The sequence below is a fragment of the Aquiflexum gelatinilyticum genome (assembly GCF_024813435.1).
GTDB lineage: Bacteria > Bacteroidota > Bacteroidia > Cytophagales > Cyclobacteriaceae > Cognataquiflexum > Cognataquiflexum gelatinilyticum.
Genome location: NZ_JANAEZ010000006.1, coordinates 188,068 through 209,375, shown reverse-complemented (window position 1 = coordinate 209,375; position 21,308 = coordinate 188,068). Strand labels below are relative to the sequence as shown.

The 21,308-nt window shown below is 38.5% G+C and carries 12 protein-coding genes; 8 read left to right on the top strand and 4 right to left on the bottom strand.

Going from position 1 to position 21,308, the window contains the following annotated elements:
• Positions 1 to 21 precede the first annotated feature (21 nt).
• A complete protein-coding gene (locus NK987_RS14605; RefSeq protein WP_259264444.1) occupies positions 22 to 1,932 on the top strand; it encodes a T9SS type B sorting domain-containing protein in 1,911 nt (636 codons plus the stop codon).
• Positions 1,933 to 1,950: 18 nt separating this feature from the next.
• Complete coding sequence (locus NK987_RS14600) at positions 1,951 to 3,480, top strand: cryptochrome/photolyase family protein (protein WP_259264443.1); 1,530 nt, start codon at positions 1,951 to 1,953, stop codon at positions 3,478 to 3,480.
• A gap of 13 nt (positions 3,481 to 3,493) precedes the next feature.
• Here the strand turns inward: NK987_RS14600 and NK987_RS14595 are convergent, their stop codons facing one another.
• Positions 3,494 to 4,591: a P1 family peptidase gene (locus NK987_RS14595; protein ID WP_259264442.1), complete on the bottom strand. Its 1,098-nt coding sequence runs from the start codon at positions 4,589 to 4,591 to the stop codon at positions 3,494 to 3,496.
• A 68-nt stretch (positions 4,592 to 4,659) separates the two neighbouring features.
• On the bottom strand, positions 4,660 to 6,096 hold the full coding sequence (locus tag NK987_RS14590; protein WP_259264441.1) for an aldehyde dehydrogenase family protein: 1,437 nt from the start codon (positions 6,094 to 6,096) through the stop codon (positions 4,660 to 4,662).
• A gap of 465 nt (positions 6,097 to 6,561) precedes the next feature.
• On the opposite strand from NK987_RS14590, the gene NK987_RS14585 reads away from it, so the two are divergent.
• Genes NK987_RS14585 through NK987_RS14570 form a run of 4 tightly spaced genes read left to right on the top strand, consistent with a single transcriptional unit; the run spans position 6,562 to position 14,742 of the window.
• Positions 6,562 to 7,071: a hypothetical protein gene (locus NK987_RS14585; protein ID WP_259264440.1), complete on the top strand. Its 510-nt coding sequence runs from the start codon at positions 6,562 to 6,564 to the stop codon at positions 7,069 to 7,071.
• 19 nt (positions 7,072 to 7,090) lie between these two features.
• Complete coding sequence (locus tag NK987_RS14580; RefSeq protein WP_259264439.1) at positions 7,091 to 11,389, top strand: DUF7507 domain-containing protein; 4,299 nt, start codon at positions 7,091 to 7,093, stop codon at positions 11,387 to 11,389.
• A 12-nt stretch (positions 11,390 to 11,401) separates the two neighbouring features.
• Complete coding sequence (locus NK987_RS14575) at positions 11,402 to 12,376, top strand: PorP/SprF family type IX secretion system membrane protein (RefSeq protein ID WP_259264438.1); 975 nt, start codon at positions 11,402 to 11,404, stop codon at positions 12,374 to 12,376.
• A gap of 2 nt (positions 12,377 to 12,378) precedes the next feature.
• Positions 12,379 to 14,742 (top strand): OmpA family protein, encoded by a 2,364-nt coding sequence (locus NK987_RS14570; protein WP_259264437.1) that lies wholly within the window; start codon positions 12,379 to 12,381, stop codon positions 14,740 to 14,742.
• A 368-nt stretch (positions 14,743 to 15,110) separates the two neighbouring features.
• Here the strand turns inward: NK987_RS14570 and NK987_RS14565 are convergent, their stop codons facing one another.
• Positions 15,111 to 16,385 carry a peptidoglycan DD-metalloendopeptidase family protein gene (locus NK987_RS14565; protein WP_259264436.1) on the bottom strand — a complete coding sequence of 425 codons (1,275 nt, stop codon included), beginning with the start codon at positions 16,383 to 16,385 and terminating at the stop codon, positions 15,111 to 15,113.
• Between the two features lie 301 nt (positions 16,386 to 16,686).
• Between NK987_RS14565 and aspS the strand changes: the two genes are divergently transcribed.
• Entirely contained in the window at positions 16,687 to 18,447 is a 1,761-nt protein-coding gene (gene aspS, locus NK987_RS14560) for an aspartate--tRNA ligase (RefSeq protein WP_258424142.1), read from the top strand.
• A gap of 215 nt (positions 18,448 to 18,662) precedes the next feature.
• Here aspS and NK987_RS14555 read toward each other — a convergent pair whose 3' ends face one another.
• Positions 18,663 to 19,601 carry a hypothetical protein gene (locus NK987_RS14555; protein WP_258424143.1) on the bottom strand — a complete coding sequence of 313 codons (939 nt, stop codon included), beginning with the start codon at positions 19,599 to 19,601 and terminating at the stop codon, positions 18,663 to 18,665.
• Between the two features lie 674 nt (positions 19,602 to 20,275).
• On the opposite strand from NK987_RS14555, the gene NK987_RS14550 reads away from it, so the two are divergent.
• A complete protein-coding gene (locus tag NK987_RS14550; protein ID WP_259264435.1) occupies positions 20,276 to 21,289 on the top strand; it encodes a Kelch repeat-containing protein in 1,014 nt (337 codons plus the stop codon).
• Positions 21,290 to 21,308 lie beyond the last annotated feature (19 nt).

The following is a 21,308-nucleotide window of genomic DNA, read 5'->3' as shown; positions in this document are numbered from 1 at the left end:
AAAGGTCAAAAATAGTACGTCATGAACTGGCAAAGAAGACTCTTTAAAACCCTGATTTTCCTGATTTTTTTTCAGGGGTTGAGTCATATTGCACTGTCACAAGGAATCTATCTCGAGCATTTGTACAGCAAGATAAGGAGACCTGTCGCCCTGGATGGTAATGTGTTTAGAATTATGGACCAGAGTGGGACTCCCGATCCCGGCGATATGTCTGTAACTGTAAGCGGTCAATTGGCACTCTGTTCTCATGCCGATAGAGGCCACATCCTACTTGATGTTTCTGGCGGTGTTCCCCCGTATACTTTTGTCTGGAACAATTTGCAGACTGTACAAAACAGGTACAGTTTACTTTCCGGGACCTATACCGTTTGGATCAAAGACAGTGCAGGTCATGAGATCAAAGAGAAAATAGTGGTTCAGCCGCCTTTTCCATTGATCATCGAGATGGCCGAAACCATAGATGTAACCTGCAACAATTCCGATGGAGAAGCCAAGATTAACATCAAAATGGGAAGGGGTGAACCCTATAAAATCGAATGGAGCCATGGCCTGACAAATACACTTCATGCAGAAGACCTTCCATCAGGCACTTATTTTGTGAAAGTCTCGGACCAATTCAACTGTCATCAGACGATTTACTTTGAGATTAAATCAATCATGGAAGCCATACAGCTAGAGGAGGAAATTGAAAATATATCCTGCTCCAATCAGCCTAAAGGCGCCATCAAAGTCACTGCTTCAGGAGGAAAGGCACCCTTTCAATACCTTTGGTCTAATGGAAATACCTCAGATAAAATCACCGACTTGGAAGCAGGAGAATATGCTTTGACAGTGACAGATGCAAATGGATGTACCATTTCCAGAACCTATACCTTAAAAGCCTCCGAACCTATGACTGTCACTGCTGAAATTTCAGAGGTCTTGTTTTGTGCCGATGCAGAAACAGGTAAAATATCGCTTGATATCCAAGGGGGAATCGCCCCTTATACATTTTTATGGAATAATGGTTCCAAAGAAAAAGACCTTGAAAATCTGACCTCAGGTGAATACAGTGTCAAAGTCACAGATTCTCTAGGCTGCGAGATTACAAAAATTTTTACTGTTTCCGGACCTGAAAAACTTACTGCAAAAATTGAAACAACGGTTGATGTCAACTGTGAAACCAATGCTACCAAAGGAGTAGCTTGGGTTAGCATTAAAGGCGGAAAAGCCCCTTATCAAATCAAATGGTTGAACCTTGATAAAAACACACAGGAAATCGAATTTTTGACAGAGAGAGAACTTTCTGTGGAAGTGACTGACGCGAATGGATGCAAGATAATTGAGAGGATTTTTGTCGACTACAGCAATATCGCTGCTAAAGACAGGCTTGGTTTTGATGTCAAAAAACTTCAATTGAACACAGAAGATGAAATATTGGTAGATGACCAATTGAAATTTGAAAGTAAAATTTCAGAGGAATTCATCGCATGGGAGTGGAGTTTTGGTGATGGAACTGTTTCATTGGAAAAAGACCCAATCCATGTGTTTAAGATGCCCGGAGAATTTGAGGTGGTTTTAAAAGCGTATGATATATTTGGTTGCTCTTCTGTTCAGAAAGAGGAAGTAAAAGTAAATGAAGTCAGCGAATACCTGATGATGCCGAATGCTTTTACTCCGAATAGTGATGGATTAAATGATGTGTTCAAGCCTGAAACAAAAGGAATAAGCGGATACAGAATGTATATTTTTAATAAATGGGGAGAAATGATTTTTTCGAATGGTTCTAAAAGCAATGAAGGATGGAATGGAACTTTGAATGGTCAATTATTGCCAAGCGGCAATTACGTGTACAAAGTCAGCTTTCAGACTCCGAACGGTGAAATGATCGAAAAAGCTGGTACCGTTTCACTTATTAGAGAAAACAAAATGGTGGCAAACGGTGTATGGTAATCATTCCATGCATCATTTATGTCTAAAACGCTACGCCTGATCTTAGGCGATCAACTCAATATTCAGCATTCTTGGTTTGAAAAAACAAATCCTGACATGACCTATGTCATGATGGAAATCAAACAAGAAACAGGCTATGTCCGCCACCATATCCAAAAAGTGGTCGGATTCTTTTTAGCCATGAGAAATTTTGCAAATTCCCTTCAAAACCAAGGTCATCAAGTCACATATTTAAATCTTGACCATCCTGACAATACTCAAAGTCTTACTGGAAATCTTTCATTTCTGATAGAAAAGGAAAATTTCAACAGATTTGAATACCTTTTGCCAGATGAATTTCGTCTGGACAAGCAGATTCAGGAGTTCACTGAAACTCTTTCTATTTCTTCCCAATTTTTCGATTCAGAGCACTTTTTGACTACAAGAGAATTTTTAGGAGTTTTTTTTAAAGGAAAAAAGACATTCTTGATGGAGACTTTTTATCGGGAAATGAGAAGAAAATACAACATCTTGATGGAAGGAAGTGATCCCTTGACAGGAAAGTGGAATTATGACCAAGACAACCGCAACAAATTCCGTGACCCCTTGCTTCTCAAAGCGCCCAAGGTTTTTCCAAAAAATGCAAGTGAAATTGTAGGGTTAGTTCAAACTATGGGTGTGGAAACGATTGGCAGTATAGATGAGAAAAACTTTGATTGGCCTGTTACAAGGGAGGAAAGCCTTCAAGTTCTCGATTACTTTTGTGAAAAACTCTTGGACAGTTTTGGCGAATACCAAGACTCAATGTACACGGGAGATGCATTTTTATTTCATAGCAGGCTCAGTTTCAGTTTGAATACCAAAATGCTTTCCCCGCTTGAAGTGGTGGAAAAAGTAGAGCAGTATTGGTTTGCAAATCAGGACAGGATCAACATCGCCCAAGTCGAAGGATTTATCCGGCAAATTATCGGTTGGCGGGAATATATGCGCGGAGTCTATTGGGCCAAAATGCCCGAATATGCGACTTTGAATTTCTTTGGGCACGAAAGAAAACTGCCTGAATTCTATTGGACAGGTAAGACCAAAATGAATTGTATGAGACATAGCATTGGACAGTCTTTAGAAAAGTCTTATGCACACCATATTCAAAGATTGATGGTAACTGGAAACTTTGCCCTATTAGCAGGAATAGATCCTGATGAGGTGGATCGGTGGTATTTGGGGATCTATATTGATGCTATCGAATGGGTAGAAATCACCAATACGCGAGGCATGAGTCAGTTTGCAGATGGAGGTATAGTGGGTACCAAGCCTTATGTTTCCTCCGCCAATTATATTGACAAAATGAGTGATTACTGCAAGGGCTGTCACTATAACAAAAACCTCAAAATAGGTGAAAACGCATGTCCATTCAACAGCCTCTATTGGCATTTTTACGATAGAAATGAAGACAAATTAGCCAAGAATCCAAGAATAGGAATGGCCTACAAGACCTGGGAAAAGATGAAAGACAAATCCAAAATCCTGGAGCAGGCAGAGAAATATTTGGAAAAACTTGATGGACTATAATGTTTCTAAAGAATTAATTGATCCTATTATACCGTTTCATAATCTCCATTATCTCTTCTTTTGTCAAAGCCTTTATTTGTCTTCCCTCTTTTCCTGTCATGTCTTCCGCTGCAAAAAGTGAATTAATAATGGCTTCCTCGGTCGCCTCGATGGTGGCGAGAAAAAGAGCACTCATGTCATCATTTTGTAAGTAAGTGGGTTTTTGGAGTTCAAGGGATGGGGAATTATGAGAAATCAAGTTGCCGCGATAATTGGAAAAAGCGATCACATAATCTCCCGAACCATTGGAGGCGATTCCGCCTGTTTTGGCTAATCCCATCATGGCCCTTTGTGCCATTCTTTTAAGGTTCCTTTCATTGACAGGTGCATCGGTTGCCACTACGATCATGCAGGATCCGTCAACAGAAGACATATGTTCCATAAAACTGTATTTGCCTAATTCCACCCCTATCGGAACACCGTCAATCTGCAATACCCCACCGAAATTGGTTTGCACCAAAACCCCAACCGTGTATCCGCCCAATGATTCGGGCAATTTCCGAGAGGAAGTTCCGATTCCGCCTTTGAATCCAAAACATACCGTACCCGTTCCAGCTCCGACATTTCCCTCCAAAACCTTACCTTCTTTGGCCTGTGCAATGGCAGCAAGCACATCTTCCGTTTTCACATGTCTTCCCCGGATGTCATTAAGGTATCCATCATTGGTCTCCCCGACGACTGCATTGACTGATTGTACATTTTCATTTCCGGGTTGCGACAAAGTATATGCTACCACTCCTTCGATCCCTGCTGCTACACCCAAGGTATTGGTGAGGATGATAGGGGATTCAATATTTCCCAATTCTTCGATTTGGGTAGTTCCTGCAAGTTTGCCAAATCCATTTCCAACAAATACAGCAGCAGGAACTTTTGATTGGAACAGATTACCCTGATGGGGAATGATTGCTGTTACGCCTGTTCTCACATTTTCTCCCTTATCCAATGTTTCATGACCAACTTTGACCCCTGAGACATCGGTAATGGCATTTTCTTTTCCAGGATTCATCACTCCGATAAGGATGCCCAAATCGCGAGGCCTTGATTGCCCAAAAGCAAAAGATTGTATCACCATATATATAAGGAGAAGAATTAAGACCTGTGGATTTTTCAAAATATGGGTTTTAGGTTTTTTTATTTCAATCAAAGCCATTTGAGGATGCCTTTGATCAGTTTTTTTTTCGCCAAAGTAAATGGGGGAAACAAAGGATTAACTGCAGCGGAACCAACACGTTGCTTCAAAACAGCCTTTTCATTGCTGAATGCCAAGAACCCAAAATGTCCGTGAGATTTGCCAATGCCGCTGTTATTGACACCGCCGAAGGGAAGTTCCCGGTGAAGAAAATGTACGGCACAGTCATTGGCTAATGCCGCCCCTGAGGAAGTCTCATTGAAAATGGCATTGATTTTTTCGTTATTCTTGGAGAACACATAAAAAGCCAGAGGCTTGGGTTGTTGGTTGACCATCAAGATCGCACCATCTAGATTGTCATAAGTCACCACGGGAAGAATCGGTCCAAAGATTTCCTCTTGGAGGACTTTCATTTCCCAAGTGACATGGGAAAGAATGGTGGGTTCAATGTAGTTTTCCTGACCGTTTGAGTTACCACCAAATTCGATTTTGGCTCCTTTCAGATTGGCATCGGAAAGAATATGCTGTATCCTTTTAAAATGGCTTTCATTCACAATTCTGGAATAGTCCTTTGAACCCTCAATTCCATTTTTATTGGAGCCATACATTTTTTCAATGCTTTTTTTCATTTCTTCGACAAAGGCATCTTTCAACCTCTCCGGGATCAAAATATAATCCGGGGCTATGCAGGTCTGCCCACAATTCAGAAATTTGGTAGCCGTGATTTTATCCGCAGTATCCTTAAGGTCGGCATCATCCAAAATCAAAACAGGTGATTTTCCCCCCAATTCCAGTGTAACGGAAGTAAGATGCTCAGCAGCGGCTTTCATGACAATTTTGCCGACTGCGGGGCTTCCTGTAAAGAAAATATGGTCGAAGGGTTTGGATAAAAGGATCTGTGAGACTTCCACTCCTCCTTCTATGACAGCCACAGTATGTGTGTCAAAAATTTCAGCTATCATCCTCCTTAGCAAGGCGGAGGTATGTGGTGTCATTTCAGAAGGTTTGACGATGGTCGGACACCCTGCGGCAATAGCAGAAACCAAGGGGCCTACAGCTAGGTTGAAAGCATAATTCCAAGGAGCAATGATCAAACTGACTCCTTTTGGTTCATATTGAACGTATGCTTTTGTACCAAGGAAAATCAAGGGAGTTCCCACTTTTTTCGGTTTCATCCAATGTTCAAGATGCTTGATTGCATGGTTGATTTCTATCAATACAGGAAAAATCTCCGTCACATCAATTTCCGGATAAGGCTTTTGGTAATCGGCATGGACAGCTTTTCGGATATCTTCCTGATTTTTATTGATCCATTCAAGTAATCTTTTCAAAAGTGCAATCCGCTGTGAAGCAGTGCTATTCCGAAGCTTAATCGCCTGTTGCTTTTGAATCAAGAAAATATCCTCTAGCCGGGAATCTATTAATTCAAGTTCTTGGGTTTGTTGCATGGTCCTTGGCTTTAATATCTATCAATTTCAGAGAACGAATCCGAAAAAACAAATCTTTTTTGGCTACGTAAAATAAGCCAAAATAAACAATGATTATGCAATGGAGCTTGGAAAGGATTGTTCCTCAATTCAGTTTGGGAGACAATCAGAGGCTGGAGATTATAAAAAAATACCTTCAGCAGTTGAAAGATGAAAAAAAGACAAAAAGGAAAAGGGGTTGATCACCCCTTTTTTATTTTTCAATTTTTAATGATTAACAGAAATTTAAGCGTTTAGTAAACATATAAATGCATAAAAATGCATTTTATAAAATATTTTTTGAAAATCATTAGGAAATGAAAATCAAATAATTGTATTTTTACAGCAGTTAAATGGTAATAACAACACCCTTGTCACCCATTTCGCTTAATTCAGGCTTTATCTATCTCAACTGCCTACCCATTTTGTTTACTTTAATATCTCGCTATGATTACATTATTTACAATCTCCAAGAAAGAAAACCGTAACTGTTTGTTTTTGGTTTTTACACTAATCCTCTTGTCGTTTACTCAAGTTCATGCTCAAAAAGCACTTTTGCTTGAAGAATTCATGAAACAAGAAGGAGAGAATAACACAGATTTGTTAAAGAGTCTTGTGTATGATAATGTTGCTACAGTTATTCTAACTGATTCAAAGACACAACTTATTGGAGAGGGTTTTCCTCAAAAAGTTTCTTCAAACACAAATTCCCTTTCGTCTTTAAAGTCAGGAAACAATATTTTTCGAACTGTCAAGCTTTTGCAGATCAACTTGAACCATGAAACGGAAAAGTCTGCTATAAGAATTAATATCAGTGAATTGGAAGGTTTTTCAAATCTCGTCTACATTCTTATCAATTCTGAGGTACCATTGACATCTGAAGAGGTCGAAAAGATGGTAGCCGGAAATGAAGAAGGCGATGTCATTCTTTTGTTCCAGATCAATTCTAATTTTTAATCTTAAAACAGATAAAACCATGAAAGCATTTTTCCAATTTTCATTCAAAAAAGCGCTCTTGACCAACTTGTTTTTGATCTTGTTGACAGGCGTTTTCTCGGGAAAGATTTCAGCTCAGACTGACAATAGGGTTCCATTCAAACATAGAGTAGGAAATCCGGCACCTGAAAACAACATATTCAAACTCAGGGGTGATTTTACCATTATTGGTAATACCAATCTTACTCTTGCTAACCCTGAAGAGATTGACAATTCAGGAAATCAAATGATCTACGTGGATGTGGATAACAATCCCAATACTGTCAATTCCTCATCTTCGACTTTGGTTTTTTCAAGAGAAAACAATGCAGACCCAAATTGTTCAGAAATAATTTATGCGGGACTTTATTGGTCAGGAAGGGCAAATCCTGAACTAGGAATGAATTTCGATGTCATTTCCAGATATGAAGATGGCCAACCAATACAAGTTACCAATCAGATTCAAATAGCAAATCACAATGATTCAATTGCCAATTCTTTTTATTTGATGTCAATTTCCCGAATTGGATCTGAAGGAAATAGGTCTCCAAGATACACCTTCACTTCAAGACGAGGAGGAAATACTTACCAGTTTGAATTTTCAAACTCAAATAACAATCCGGCTAGATACAGGATCGGAACAAGTGGTCCAATGACCACCCTTACCAATCAAACTGTAACTACAGATGGAAATATCAGAACAGTAACATTTGATCCTATCACAATAAATGATGGAGAAATCACCTTGCAAATAGATAGGATGCAGAGGATTGTTTCAAGAACCGAAGAATTAGCTGCATATAGGACAAATCAAAATTTTATTAGGATCACTTCAAATGGCGTTTTTGTACCTGAGGTACCCGTATTTGTTAACCTGGATAAGAGAAAAATTAAAATAAAAGGTCCTGCAACATCTGAATACCAAGAAATTATTGCCACCTCAAATAACATTCTTTACCCTCAAGGTGAATTGAATGATATGTATGTTGGATATGCTGACGTCACCCAACTTATCAAAAGTCAAGGCCTAGGAGAATACACAGTCGCAGATTTGGCACTTACAGACGGTATCGGAGGTAGTGTTGGTTATTTTGGTCATTGGGGAATAGTAGTCGTTTATGAAAACTCCAAAATGAAATGGAGAGATGTTACGGTATTTGATGGTTATTCATTCATAAGGACTAGAGGGGATTCTGTTGCTGTGAATGGAGAATTATTGATCGATGGGTTTAATGCCGTTCAAAATGGCCCTGTAAATTTGAAACTAGGGGTTATGGCAAGTGAAGGGGAAAGAGGTTTGTTCGGTGATTACTTTGAAATCAGAAATGCTGCAGATACTGAGTGGGTGAGGTTGAATCATGCCCTGAATGAAACAAATAATTTCTTTAACTCTTCAATATACACTCCTGTAAGCGACAATAATGGAAATTTAATCGCAAACCCAAGAAATCCTGAATTGGACAATAATACCGGTATTGACATAGCAATGTGGAATGTACCAAACCCAAATAATTCTATCATTGCAAATGGACAAACTTCAACCTCTTTTAGGTATGGTTCAAACATTGATATCTACAATATTTACTCCATAGCCTTTTCGGTAGATGCCTATGTACCGGATATACAGGGTTTGAACCAGGTTGCTACCATCAATGGTGAACCTGCAACGGAAAATCCTACTGTTCAGCCAGGTCAGGAAATTGAATATACATTAGATATCAGAAATTTAGGTACTGAAGAAATTGAAAATGGAAAAGTGATTATACCTATTCCATTTACCTCAACTTTTGTTGGTGCTGATTTTGAAGTTTTCTTTTCCCCAAACACTGTAAAGGCTCCTTATTTTGATCCTAACCTAGGTGCGACAGGTTCAATTGTATGGGAGTTGGGAGAATTGCCCCTTTTGGAAGATATCAATTCCATATTGGCAAGAATTACCTTTAAGTTAAAAGCCACTGAAGATTGTTTGATTCTTTCAAATCCTAACTGTGACGCTTTCATTTCTGTTGGAGGCTCAATTTCCGGAAAAGGAAAAATATCACAAAGTGAGTTCAGCGGTATCCAACTTACCCAAGGCTTTTTGGACGGAGATTGTGAAGGTGAACCCATCCAGACTCCGCTTATTATCCCAATTGTTGGTGCCACAGAATGGGCGAATGCAAATTGCGGAGAAGTGGATTTGTTTGACAGTTTCTCCTTTTGCAACATCAATCCTGAGGAGGGTATTCCTTTCAACAGCATTGCTATTTCATTCCCAGTGGGAATCAGGTTCTTTGATGGCATAGATCCAAATAATTCTAATGAATTTACGGCTTCAAATCCTTTCCCAGCTACAAGTGGTACCTACTTTGGTATTCCTGTGAATTCAAGCAATTGTATTTTCGAATTTAATATTGAAGTTTCAATCGTTACCACAAGCCCAACTGTAGCTGAGGGAGCTGTTTACAATTATTGCCAAGGACAAGAAATTCCAAATCTAAATACCTTGATCACTCCAAGTAATCAAGGTAGCGAAAGTGAATATGATGTGTTTTTCTTTACCCAAGCCGAAGGAGGAGAAGCATTGCAAGGATATCAGATTGATTCCAATGATACTGGAACAGTTCAAATTTGGGTTGCTGAAGGCTCATCCTCAGATTGTACAGGTCCAAGAGTTTTGGTAACAGTAAATGTCAATACTTGCTCTATAATATTCGAAAAGTCAGGCAAATTGGTCGATGTAGATGGTAATAATATCACAAATGCCGGAGACAAAATTGTCTACACTTTCACAGTAACCAATACCGGAAATGTAGACTACACCAATATCACACTTGTAGATCCAAAAGTAACTGTAGCAGGAGGCCCGATTGAAATTTTAGCCCCAGGAGCTTCAGACAGTACCACATTCTCAGCTGAATATGTATTGACGCAAGAGGACATCGACTTTGGTTCTTTTACAAACGTAGCTACAGTTAAAGGTGACTTTGCAGAAAATGAAATTGAAGTTTCTGACGATGATGTTCAAGTTTTTGAGAAGATAGATTCCATTGCAGTAAGTAAATCCACCGAAACTGAAACATTCAATGAAGTTGGCCAGATAATTTCCTATACCATTACAGTTACCAATACCGGAAATACAACTTTAACCAATATTTCTGTGGTGGATCCACTAACAGGAATGGATGAAATTATCCCAAGCTTATCTCCAGGTCAGACCGTATCCTTCCAAACTACATATACCGTAAAAGCGGAAGACCTTATTTCAGGCACCATACTAAATACTGTTTTGGTTTCAACTACAGGTTCTGATGGAGATGAGGTAGACTCAACTGATTCGGTTACAGTCGTGGGATCCAAGAATGAGATTATTGCCAATGACGACGAATTTGGAACACATGCTTTGGATTTCGGCGGTGTATTGGGCAATATCCTTTCTAATGATTTGCTTAATGGACAACCCGTAACACCTGATAATGTCAACTTTGAGTTCGTTGAACTTGATGGCATCATCGGTCTATTGACTACAGGAGATGGTGAATTGAGCCTAATCCCCGGCGTAAATGAAGCTAGGGAATACAGACTGAAGTATATCCTGACAGAATCCCTGAATCCAACCAACAGCGATGAAGCTTTTGTGACTTTCAGATTGGTCAATTCAGAGGTAGACATGAGCATCACAAAAACTTCAAACAATGCCGAAATTTTTGAAGGTGATGAATTCGAATACCAAATTGATGTAACCAATTCAAGCAGCTTTGATGCAACAAATGTAGTGGTGGTGGATGATCTTCCAAACGGAATCACCTATGTAAGCTCTCGCTTTATTTCTACATCCACGGACATCAACGTGTCCACAGACTTGACAGGAACAAAGCTAACCTACACCATTCCTTATTTCCCTGCCAATTCAAAATTGACAATATATATCAAGGTAAAAGCCAACGCATTGATCAACGGAAGTCCATTGAGTATTGTAAACAGGGTAACGGTTGTTTCTGATGAAGATGATACCAATCCTGACAACAATGCCGCAGAAGATTCAAACGAAATCAATCTATTCTTTATCCCAAATGTAATCACGCCAAATAATGATGGGAAAAATGACAGATTTGTCATCAAAGGATCACAAAAATTTGCAAAAAGAGAAATTGTAATCCTAAACAGATTCGGCGATCATCTTTATGAAAACAGCAATTATGACAATGATTGGAGTGCAGAAGGTATAGTTGGTGGTACTTACTTCTTTGTGTTCAGAGGAACAGATTCTGAAGGTAAAGTACACGAGTTCAAAGGTTGGATCCAGGTTATCAAAAAGTAAATCTCGCTGAAAATGAAAAGATACCATAAAATATTTGGACTCTCCCTACTGCTAGCCATCTTGGCTATTCAGTCGGGAAATGGACAGCAGCTGCCACAGTTCAGCCAATATATTTTCAATGGATTGCATATCAATCCAGGATATGCGGGATATAAAAACCAAGGATACATACAAAGTACATACAGGAATCAGTGGGTAAATCTTGAGGGAGCCCCACGGACATTTACGATTACAGCGGATTTGAGTGCAAATGAAGGAATGATGGGATTTGGTGTATCAGTACTGTCAGATCAGATCGGGCCTACAAGAACAACCACCGGATTACTAACTTATTCCTACAGAATCCAAACAGGCAAAGAATCTTTTCTTGCACTTGGAGCAAGCGCTGGGGTGTCTGAATACCAACTAGACGGGGACATGCTCAATCCAATCGATCAGGATGACGTGGAAATCCCAGAGGGAATCAATAATCTCTACAGCCCAAACATGAACGTGGGTCTATTTTATCACAATACCAGATTTTATGCAGGGTTAAGTGCTTTCAATATGATTGGAAAGAATTCCTTGGAAAGACAGGATATTTCGCTTTCTCTTCACGACTTACATTTTTTCCTGACTGCCGGTGCAATGGTCCCAATCACAGATGCCATTGAATTCAAACCTTCTTTTTTGATCAAAGAAGTTAAAGGTTCTCCAACCAACCTTGACCTAAATGGGATGTTCCTTTTCATGAACAGGCTATGGTTGGGTGCGTCTTATAGGACAAATATGCATATCTGGAATGAAAACCTTGAAAGTGATATCAGTAGAAGAAACGCTGTAGCTTTTATAGTTGAAGTTTTTGCCACAGATAAAGTAAGATTTGGGTATGCCTATGATCAAACATTAAATGCATTACAAAATTCCAGAAATAATTCTCATGAGTTTTCTGTTGGATTTTATTTATCCCCGAGGAAAGTCACAATGAAAAATCCAAGATGGTTCTGATCATGAGAAGAATATTTTATATCATTTCCCTGATATTACTTATTGGAATTTTTCCTGTCCATTCGGACGCCCAGAATAGACTTTTGCGCTATGCAGATAAACAAAAAGATTTGGAGAATTTCCAGCATGCAGCAGAAATATACGAACAGGCATATAGCAGAAACCAAAAAATAACTACAGCAAGAAATGCTGCAGAAGCTTACAGCCAAATCCAAGAGTATGATAAATCTTTTACATGGTGGGAAAAGGTAATCACCAATCCAGAAGCTGAAAGATCGGATTATTCCAATTACCTAAATGCAGCTATGAAAGTTGGAAAAGCAGACCAAATTGGCGGAATGCTTAAAGGTTCTTCCTTTGATGAGAGTGACTTTCCCGAGCTGGACTTTGATCTGATCAGTAGCATGTCCTCAAAGAAGGTCAATGTCAAATTAGTCCAAGCAAATGGAATCAACAGCGACGGGTCCGATTTTGGACTGCAAGTAGATAAGATTGGCTCCAAGTTCTTCTCAAGCGATAGAGGTAGTGTTATCCCTACAAACAAAAAAGGTATCCGGTTGGATGCAAAAAGTAATCTTTACAGTTCCGAAAAAAGCAGCTTTAATGACAGGTCTTTCTTTGGAATCTATAAATATGATAAGGACAGCATACTTTCAAAATTGGTGTCGGATCTCCCTGAAGCCCTCCACATCAGTGATCCAAGCCTAATGGAAAGCCAAAATCTCGTTTTCTATTCTGTACTTAGAGATGTCAATAAAATCAAAGGAAGCAGAGAATTTACCCTTCATTCGGAAATTTTCTACAGCATAATCGGATCGGATGGAACATTATCTTCTTCTAAACCCTTTCCTCTAAATAATTTCACTGAATATGGTGTTTTGAATCCTTTTGTAGACGAGGAGAATCAAAGAATTTACTTTGTATCTGACATGGAAGGAGGGGTAGGCGGCTTTGATATCTATTTTGTCACTTATGATGGGGACCTTAACTTTAGTGAACCTGTTAACCTTGGCAAAGAAATCAACACTCCAAAAAACGAACGATACCCATCTGTTAATGGATCCACTTTATATTTTGCATCTAATGGACATCCTGGTTTGGGAGGTATGGATATCTTCAAAGCAGACATTTCCTCCTCTGGATTCAGTAATATCCAAAACATGGGATTGCCTTACAATTCTCCCAGAGATGATTTTGGGTACATTGTTACCAAAGATGGTAAAAGATACCTGAGTTCTGATAGAGTTGGCGGAATGGGATTAGATGACATTTACCTGATAGAGGATCTTTTCAAGAAATTGATTGCAAGGGTAATCGATTGTGATGACAAGATCATCAGCGAGTCATTCAATACGGCTTTAGTCAATAAAGAAGGTGGGGAAATGATCACCTCAATCAGAAATGAAAAGGGTGAAATTTTGGCCGATTTAGAACCTGAAAGTAATTTTAATCTTAAAATCAGTAAAAAAGGATATTTTAGCATCTATGACAGTACACTTTCTACCATTGGTTTGGAAGATGATGTTTTGGAAAGAGAATATAAACTTGTCAAGATACCTTATAATCTCCCTGTCATGGTGGATATCGTGTACTATGATCTTGACAAAGCTAAAATCAGGAAAGATGCAGAACCGGTTCTCAATAAAATCGCAGAACTGATGACCAAATATGACTTCCTTGACTTAGCCGTGGCCTCTCATACGGACTCCAGGGCTTCTGACAAGTACAACATGTTATTGAGTGAAAAGCGTGCCGAAGCAGTTAAAAATTACCTTTCGCAATTTGGAATACCTGAAAACAGGGTTAGGATTGATTGGTATGGGAAAGAAAAATTAACCAATGATTGTGGTGACGGTATACCTTGTCCTGAGTTGAAGCATCAATTGAATAGAAGAAGTGAATTGGTCTTGGAAGCATTCAGCGATTCAAACAAAGAATATGATTTACCAGCATCTTTGCTAGGGAAGGATCTTTGCGACGAAAACTCTCTGTTTGAGGAAATTCAAAATGAAATGAACTCGATTCCTGTGGTTTACTTTGACTTTGACAAATCTACCATCAGAGCCGTGCATGAGAAAGATTTGGAAAAGGTAGGACTGACGATGAAAAAACTGAAAAACCTTCAACTTTATATTGCCGGCCATACTGACCAAAGAGGAAATGAAGATTATAACCTGAAGCTGGCAGAAAGAAGAGCCAAAGCAGTTTTAGAATACCTGGTCCAACGTGGTGTAGAATCCAATAGAATAGAATTCAAGTGGTTTGGAAAATCGCAACCAATTAACGACTGCGGAACCGTTCCCTGCACTGAAAATATGCATCAATTAAACAGACGTACAGAACTTCACCTTAAGGGTAATAAATAATTCAAGATTTTATTTTTTAAACTTGCGAGATAGATAAGTAAAAATGGCCTCCTTCTGGGAGGTCCTTTTTTTTCCTCCTTTTGGAATGCTGATTCGATAATATGAGACTTTAGTTTTATTTGAAATTTAATTCTTTCTGTTTTACACCAAAAATTAAATCCCAAATGGACCTGATTTTAAACTTCGTAAATTCTTTCAAATTCCAACATTAGGGTAGCTCATTTCATTATACAAAAGGAAAAGATGGATATGAATAATCCCCAATATCAAAAAGGAAGCCAAGAAAAATTTACCTCTCACTTCAAATCAAAAAAAAACCGGGAAGGCATAGCTTCCCGGATAGTGAAATCTTTATAATAGGGCGAAGGTCAAGGATTTACTTTGGCAACAAGTTTTTGATTTGAATCAATATAAGGTATAGCAGCTATCTGTCTCATTTTTTCCATTTTTACCTGTTCAAATGCCATCCTGTTTTCCTGTGAAATTGGCTCCGATGGTGGAATTTTTTCTTTCAACCAATCTTCCTGTTTGCCGTTTTTCCAAAATCTGAAACAAAGATGCGGTCCGGTCGCCAATCCGGTACTCCCTACATATCCGATTACTTCACCTTGTTTAACTCTTGACCCAGGCTTCATTCCTTTTGCAATTTTGGACATATGAAGGTATTGGGTGGTGTAGGTTCCGTTATGCTTGATTTTAACAAAATTCCCATTTGCGCTCGTGTATCTTGCCTCTACTACGGTTCCATCTCCCACTGATCTGATTTCCGTTCCGGTCGGGGCGGCATAATCAGTCCCAAGATGGGCTTTATATCTTTTTTGGACCGGGTGAAAACGATTAAGGTTATACCTTGAGCTGATTCTTGAATACTTCAAAGGATCTCTCAAAAATGCTTTTTTGAAGCTATTTCCTTCTTGGTCGAAAAACGTTCTTTCTCCATTTTGCTCAAAGGGGATAGCATGGTAAGAAACTCCCATATGCTCAAAATATGCCACTTCGATATCTCCTATTCCTATCACATTGCCTTCTACAACTTTTTCAGAATATGATACCTTGAATTTGTCACCCTTTTGAAGTCTTTGAAAATCAACCGCCCAACCATACAAATCGGCAAATTGGTCAATCAAGTCAGGACCAATCCCTATTTCGGTCATATTTACATATAGGTTGCTACTTATGGTTCCTCCGATTTCTACTTTGCGGAATTCAACAGGTTTTTCTTCTTTATACACTTCACCTTCATCCAATTTGAAAACCACAAACTCAGCGGGATTGGGTTCATATATAAAAAACTGAGCCAATGCTGTGTCTTTAGATGAGAGCACGGTAAATTTCTTGTTAAAAGAAATCTTTCTGACGTCAAATATGTCCTTCGATTTTCTGGCGATTTCGTCAATGATTTGATAAGGGACATTGAATGGAGCCAAAATAGTTGACAATGTTTGGTTCTTACCGACTACGCCCTCTACCACATCCAATTCATTAACATTGATACCATAGAGAATCTGATCTTCTTTCTTCTGTTCTACCAATTCAATTTTTTCTTGGGTAATCTCAGGTTCATTTTTTTGCTTTTGACTAAAATAGTACACAGTGCCAAAAACCAGCAAAGTCGAGATAGTAAAAGTTAATTTTTTGTTCATGTTTACAGGGGTGAAATATCGTACTCTCCCAAATAAATTTAAATTTGGTTCAAAATCCAAATTATTTACAACTTTTCAAGTCATAATTAATATTTTGACTATACTAATCAACGTGAAGTACAATTTGGTATTTCATATAAATGCCATTTTTTTGTTTTTCATCTCGCTGATATTGTAGAAAATCCAACCAAACATCTGTTTTTTTGCCAAATAAAAAGTTTTTTCAAACTTCTTGATCATTTTAGAATTGTCCCCAAGCTTTGTTTATCTTTGTCCACTTCAAAAAATACCATTCATTATCATGCTTAGAACACATACTTGCGGAGAATTAAGGATACAAGATGTACATCAAAAAGTAACCCTTTCGGGTTGGGTGCAGCGGGTCAGGAATAAAGGCGGATTGATTTGGGTAGACTTAAGAGACCGATATGGCGTTACCCAACTGATTTTTGAAGAGGGATCCTCTGACAAATCGCTACTTGAAAAAGCCGCCTCTCTAGGAAGGGAATTTGTAGTCCAAGCCAAAGGAACTGTTCTGGAAAGAACTTCCAAAAATGACAAAATGAGTACCGGGGATATCGAGATCAAAGTGGATTCCCTCGAGATTTTGAACCCATCCAAAGTTCCTCCTTTCATCATTGAGGACGAAACAGACGGCGGCGATGAATTGAGAATGAAATACCGATATCTTGACCTGAGAAGAAATGTGGTCAGGGAAAAACTCCAACTCAGGCACCGCATGATGCAGGAGACAAGAAAATATATGGATGGACAGGACTTTATCGAAGTGGAAACGCCTGTTTTGATCAAATCCACTCCTGAAGGGGCAAGGGATTTTGTTGTTCCAAGCCGTGTCAACCCTGGAGAATTTTATGCTTTGCCTCAATCTCCACAGACTTTCAAGCAATTGCTGATGGTGAGTGGTTTTGACAGGTATTTTCAGATCGTAAAATGTTTCAGAGATGAAGATTTGAGGGCGGACAGACAGCCTGAGTTTACCCAGATAGACTGCGAAATGTCTTTCGTAAGTCAGGAAGATATCCTTAATACTTTTGAAGGTTTGACTAAGCACCTTTTCGCAAATGTGAAAGGTGTACAATTGGAAGAAGTCAAAAGAATGACCTACGCCGAAGCAATGAGTGGTTATGGCAATGACAAACCGGATTTGAGGTTTGACATGAAATTTGTAGAACTCAATGACGTCGCTCAAGGAAAAGGTTTTTCCATTTTTGATCAGGCAGAGCTTGTCGTAGGAATCTGTGCTAAAGGCGCAGGTGAATACACTAGAAAGCAACTTGATGAATTGACCAATTGGGTGAAGAGACCACAGATCGGAGCCAAAGGATTGGTATATGTCAAATGCAACGAAGACGGAACTTTCAAGTCAACTGTAGATAAATTCTATTCCAATGAGGATCTGATAGCTTGGGCCGAAAAGATGGGTGCTGAGGCTGGAGATCTGATTTTGGTTTTGAGTGGCGATGCAAAATCGACAAGAAAACAACTATCAGAACTCAGGCTGAAAATGGGTGAAGAACTCGGATTGAGGGATAGAAATGTGTTCAAGCCACTTTGGGTGGTTGACTTTCCATTGCTCGAATGGGACGAGGAGACCAACAGATTTCATGCCATGCACCATCCATTTACTTCTCCAAAGAAAGAAGATATTCCGCTTTTGGAAACTGATCCGGGTTCCGTTCGGGCAAATGCCTATGACCTTGTCATCAATGGTGTTGAAATCGGAGGTGGGTCGATCAGGATCCATGATAGGACGACACAGCAATTGATGTTCAAGCACCTTGGGTTTTCTGAAGCTGAAGCGCAAAAGCAATTTGGATTTTTGATGGAAGCGTTTGAATTTGGAGCACCGCCACACGGAGGCATTGCCTTTGGATTTGACAGGCTTTGTGCCATTTTTGGTGGATCAGATTCCATCAGGGATTATATCGCCTTCCCAAAAAACAACTCCGGCAGGGATGTCATGATCGATTCACCAAGTACGATTTCTGATGAACAGCTGACAGAACTCTCCATCAAGGTCTCATTGTCAGAGAAAAAATAAAACTCAAAAATCCCGGTTGAAAAATCGGGATTTTTTATTTCTTGATTAAGAGCTATTAGATATGGATGTTTGAAGCGACTAGAATCAATTTTAAATTTTTGAACATAGCCTCAATCGAAATATTTCAAATCTAAACAATAAGAAATGCTTGATCAAACCCAAAAATTACATAATTGATCTTGATTGACTATGACATTCAACTTAAGGGTTAATTCTTAAGGGACCAGATAAGAATACACATTTTCCAAATCATATTTCTTTCGTCTTACATTTATTGAAATGGATTCATACAAATTTGGTTTAGAACGTTTGGCTTTGAACACTATTTTCGTTTTTTCCCAAGCAACTACTTCCACATCAAAATAAGGTTCATCCGCAAACCTTACCATTTTGATATCTGAATCCAAATAATCCCCTAAAATTGTAACTTCTCCTTCTATACTTACCTTTTGGTTTTCAATCAAATTGAAAATAGGTTCTCTGAATTTGGCAGGCCATTCGGTCTGAATGTTCTTTCCGCTGATATCAAAACTGAACCGGATGAATCCATTCTCTTTGATATAATAAGTTGAAAACATAGAAGGCAAGATTGCCCGGAAATAGTCCTCTTTAATATCTAATATTGTCAATTTACTTTCAGTAGATCCATCTGCAGAAATAAAAAAATTAGCGGGATTCTTACTAATATTTCGTCCAAAAAAAGTTAGGGTATCCCCAAAATAAATCTCAGAAGGTCCTACAATCCTATCTAAGATAAAACCAACTGTTCCGCGAGAAACAAAGGCAACAAAAGGTGAAAACACCACAGTATCAGCAGTCATAGCAAAAGCAACAACATTATACTGTTTTCCGTAAAGCATCGAGTGCGTTGCTTTCAATTTAAATTCTTTCCCCGGCTTTCCTTTTTTACTCACCCAATCGGCATTTTCAAAGTCCAAATCATCAGAATCCGAATAAAAAAAGCCATATTCTAAAATCGGCTGAATCCCGAAATCAATAAATTGCGCAGAAAATTCAACAAAGAGGTTGGAACTAGCATCTACATTTGTTATTAAAATTTTAGGTCCGATACTAACTCGGGGCTCTTCCTTTTCACAAGCTATGAATAAACAAGAAAGTGGAAAAAGAAAAAATAGAAAATAACGATTCTTCATAATTAAGTTTTAGGTAAAGGTATAGAATAAAACAATAAGTTCACTGTCATTAATTTTTTAAAATAATCACTTGAGAATTTTCGTGAAGGCACTTCAATTATTCCAAATCAAGAAAAAATGCACTTAAAATCCGATATCAATTAGCTTTAAATTAATGCAGGTTTTTTTCTAAAAAAATTGCCTAATTATATATTTCCTAAAGTAGAAAAAAGTAGTTTTCTTTGGTAAAAAACAATTTCATGGTCTTACTTCGTTTTCCTACTATTCTAATCATATTATTGTTTTGGATAGGATTGGCCTGTACCACCGAAGAACCTGCTGATTTATTACCTCAGGAAGCATTTAGCATTTTTCCTGAAACTGGGACTTTTGGTGATACAATTAGAATGCGGTTAACCAATTTAGATCCGGAGCAGATTGACTTCTACACGATACTTTTTGGTGAAGAATATACAAATATCATCAAAATTGAGCCAAATGAAATCTCGTTCATCGTCCCAGAAGCCTTAAAATCAGGAAATTCTAGCATTCAAGTAATAGGATTTAATTTCAGATATACATCCCGAAAGTCTTTCAAATTGACTCCACCTGAGATCATTTCCTATAACATGTGTACTTTTACTGAGGATACGGTTAAAATTGAGGGGAAGCACTTCAATCCAAATTGGTCGAGAATGGAAGTCTTTTTCAATGGAGAACCGGCAAAACTTGTTGGAGGTAATAGGACAATGCTGCAGGTAATAACACCTGTTGTTCCTTTTCCAGAAGCAAAAGCTTCGATAAAATTGGGAATGGCCGACTATCAAGTCATTGGCAAAGAAGAAATTTGCATTAAAGATATATGGCTAATGGTCTCAAATGATGCACCTGATAATTTCGTGAATTACACAGGTAGCTTTGTGATCGGATCAAAGGCCTATTTCCTCCTTCTAAAGGATGCACCAGAACAAAATGAACTTATGGTTTTCGAAACAAAAACCTTAAACTGGGAAAGTAAACAGTTAGAGGTTCCATTGTTAGCAACCAGTAATGTAACAGGAAGTTCGGAAAAAGGATATTTATATACCCAATCAGAGAATAATAACTTTTGGGAATATGACCCAAATATTGACTTATGGACCAAACGAAAAAAATTCCCTGGAAAGAATCGTGATTTTTCCGTAATGTTTTCTGTGGGTAAATACATTTTTTTAGGTTTGGGTAATGATCAAAATACACCTTGGGAGCCTAATTTTTCCGATTTTTATAGGTATGACCCAATCCAAGATGATTGGGAAGAAATGGAGGATCTTGATTTTGGCCCATCTTCACCCAAGTTAAAAATGGCCTGCACAGTTGTAGGAGATAAAATAATCCTAAGTGGAGGAGGTAGTTTTGGGGTTTGGATGTACGATAGCACTAAAAATTCATGGGATAGAAAAAATGATTTCCCTATGGCCTTAAGTTTTACTTCAGGGTTTTCATTCAATGACCAGGGATTTGTAACGTTAGGTAGGCAAGTTTGGAAATATAATTTTCAGGATGACTCTTGGACCGAAGTAGACGAAGTGGGATTTTCATATAGATATCGGTCTTTTGCCTTTACAATAGAAGGTAAAGCATATATTGGTGGCGGCGACGCTATTCCTCCGACCATTTGGGGAAACCCGACAAGAAATGTTTATCGATATGATCGCCCTAGTTTCTAACTAGATCAAGAGAAAATCC

Bases quoted from the DNA above. Each gene is read 5' to 3' on its own strand.
- NK987_RS14555 (WP_258424143.1), bottom strand. From the start codon at position 19,601: ATGAAGAATCGTTATTTTCTATTTTTTCTTTTTCCACTTTCTTGTTTA.
- aspS (WP_258424142.1), top strand. From the start codon at position 16,687: ATGCTTAGAACACATACTTGCGGAGAATTAAGGATACAAGATGTACAT.
- NK987_RS14590 (WP_259264441.1), bottom strand. From the start codon at position 6,096: ATGCAACAAACCCAAGAACTTGAATTAATAGATTCCCGGCTAGAGGAT.
- NK987_RS14595 (WP_259264442.1), bottom strand. From the start codon at position 4,591: ATGGTGATACAATCTTTTGCTTTTGGGCAATCAAGGCCTCGCGATTTG.
- NK987_RS14605 (WP_259264444.1), top strand. From the start codon at position 22: ATGAACTGGCAAAGAAGACTCTTTAAAACCCTGATTTTCCTGATTTTT.
- NK987_RS14550 (WP_259264435.1), top strand. From the start codon at position 20,276: ATGGAAGTCTTTTTCAATGGAGAACCGGCAAAACTTGTTGGAGGTAAT.
- NK987_RS14565 (WP_259264436.1), bottom strand. From the start codon at position 16,385: ATGAACAAAAAATTAACTTTTACTATCTCGACTTTGCTGGTTTTTGGC.
- NK987_RS14580 (WP_259264439.1), top strand. From the start codon at position 7,091: ATGAAAGCATTTTTCCAATTTTCATTCAAAAAAGCGCTCTTGACCAAC.
- NK987_RS14585 (WP_259264440.1), top strand. From the start codon at position 6,562: ATGATTACATTATTTACAATCTCCAAGAAAGAAAACCGTAACTGTTTG.
- NK987_RS14600 (WP_259264443.1), top strand. From the start codon at position 1,951: ATGTCTAAAACGCTACGCCTGATCTTAGGCGATCAACTCAATATTCAG.
- NK987_RS14570 (WP_259264437.1), top strand. From the start codon at position 12,379: ATGAGAAGAATATTTTATATCATTTCCCTGATATTACTTATTGGAATT.
- NK987_RS14575 (WP_259264438.1), top strand. From the start codon at position 11,402: ATGAAAAGATACCATAAAATATTTGGACTCTCCCTACTGCTAGCCATC.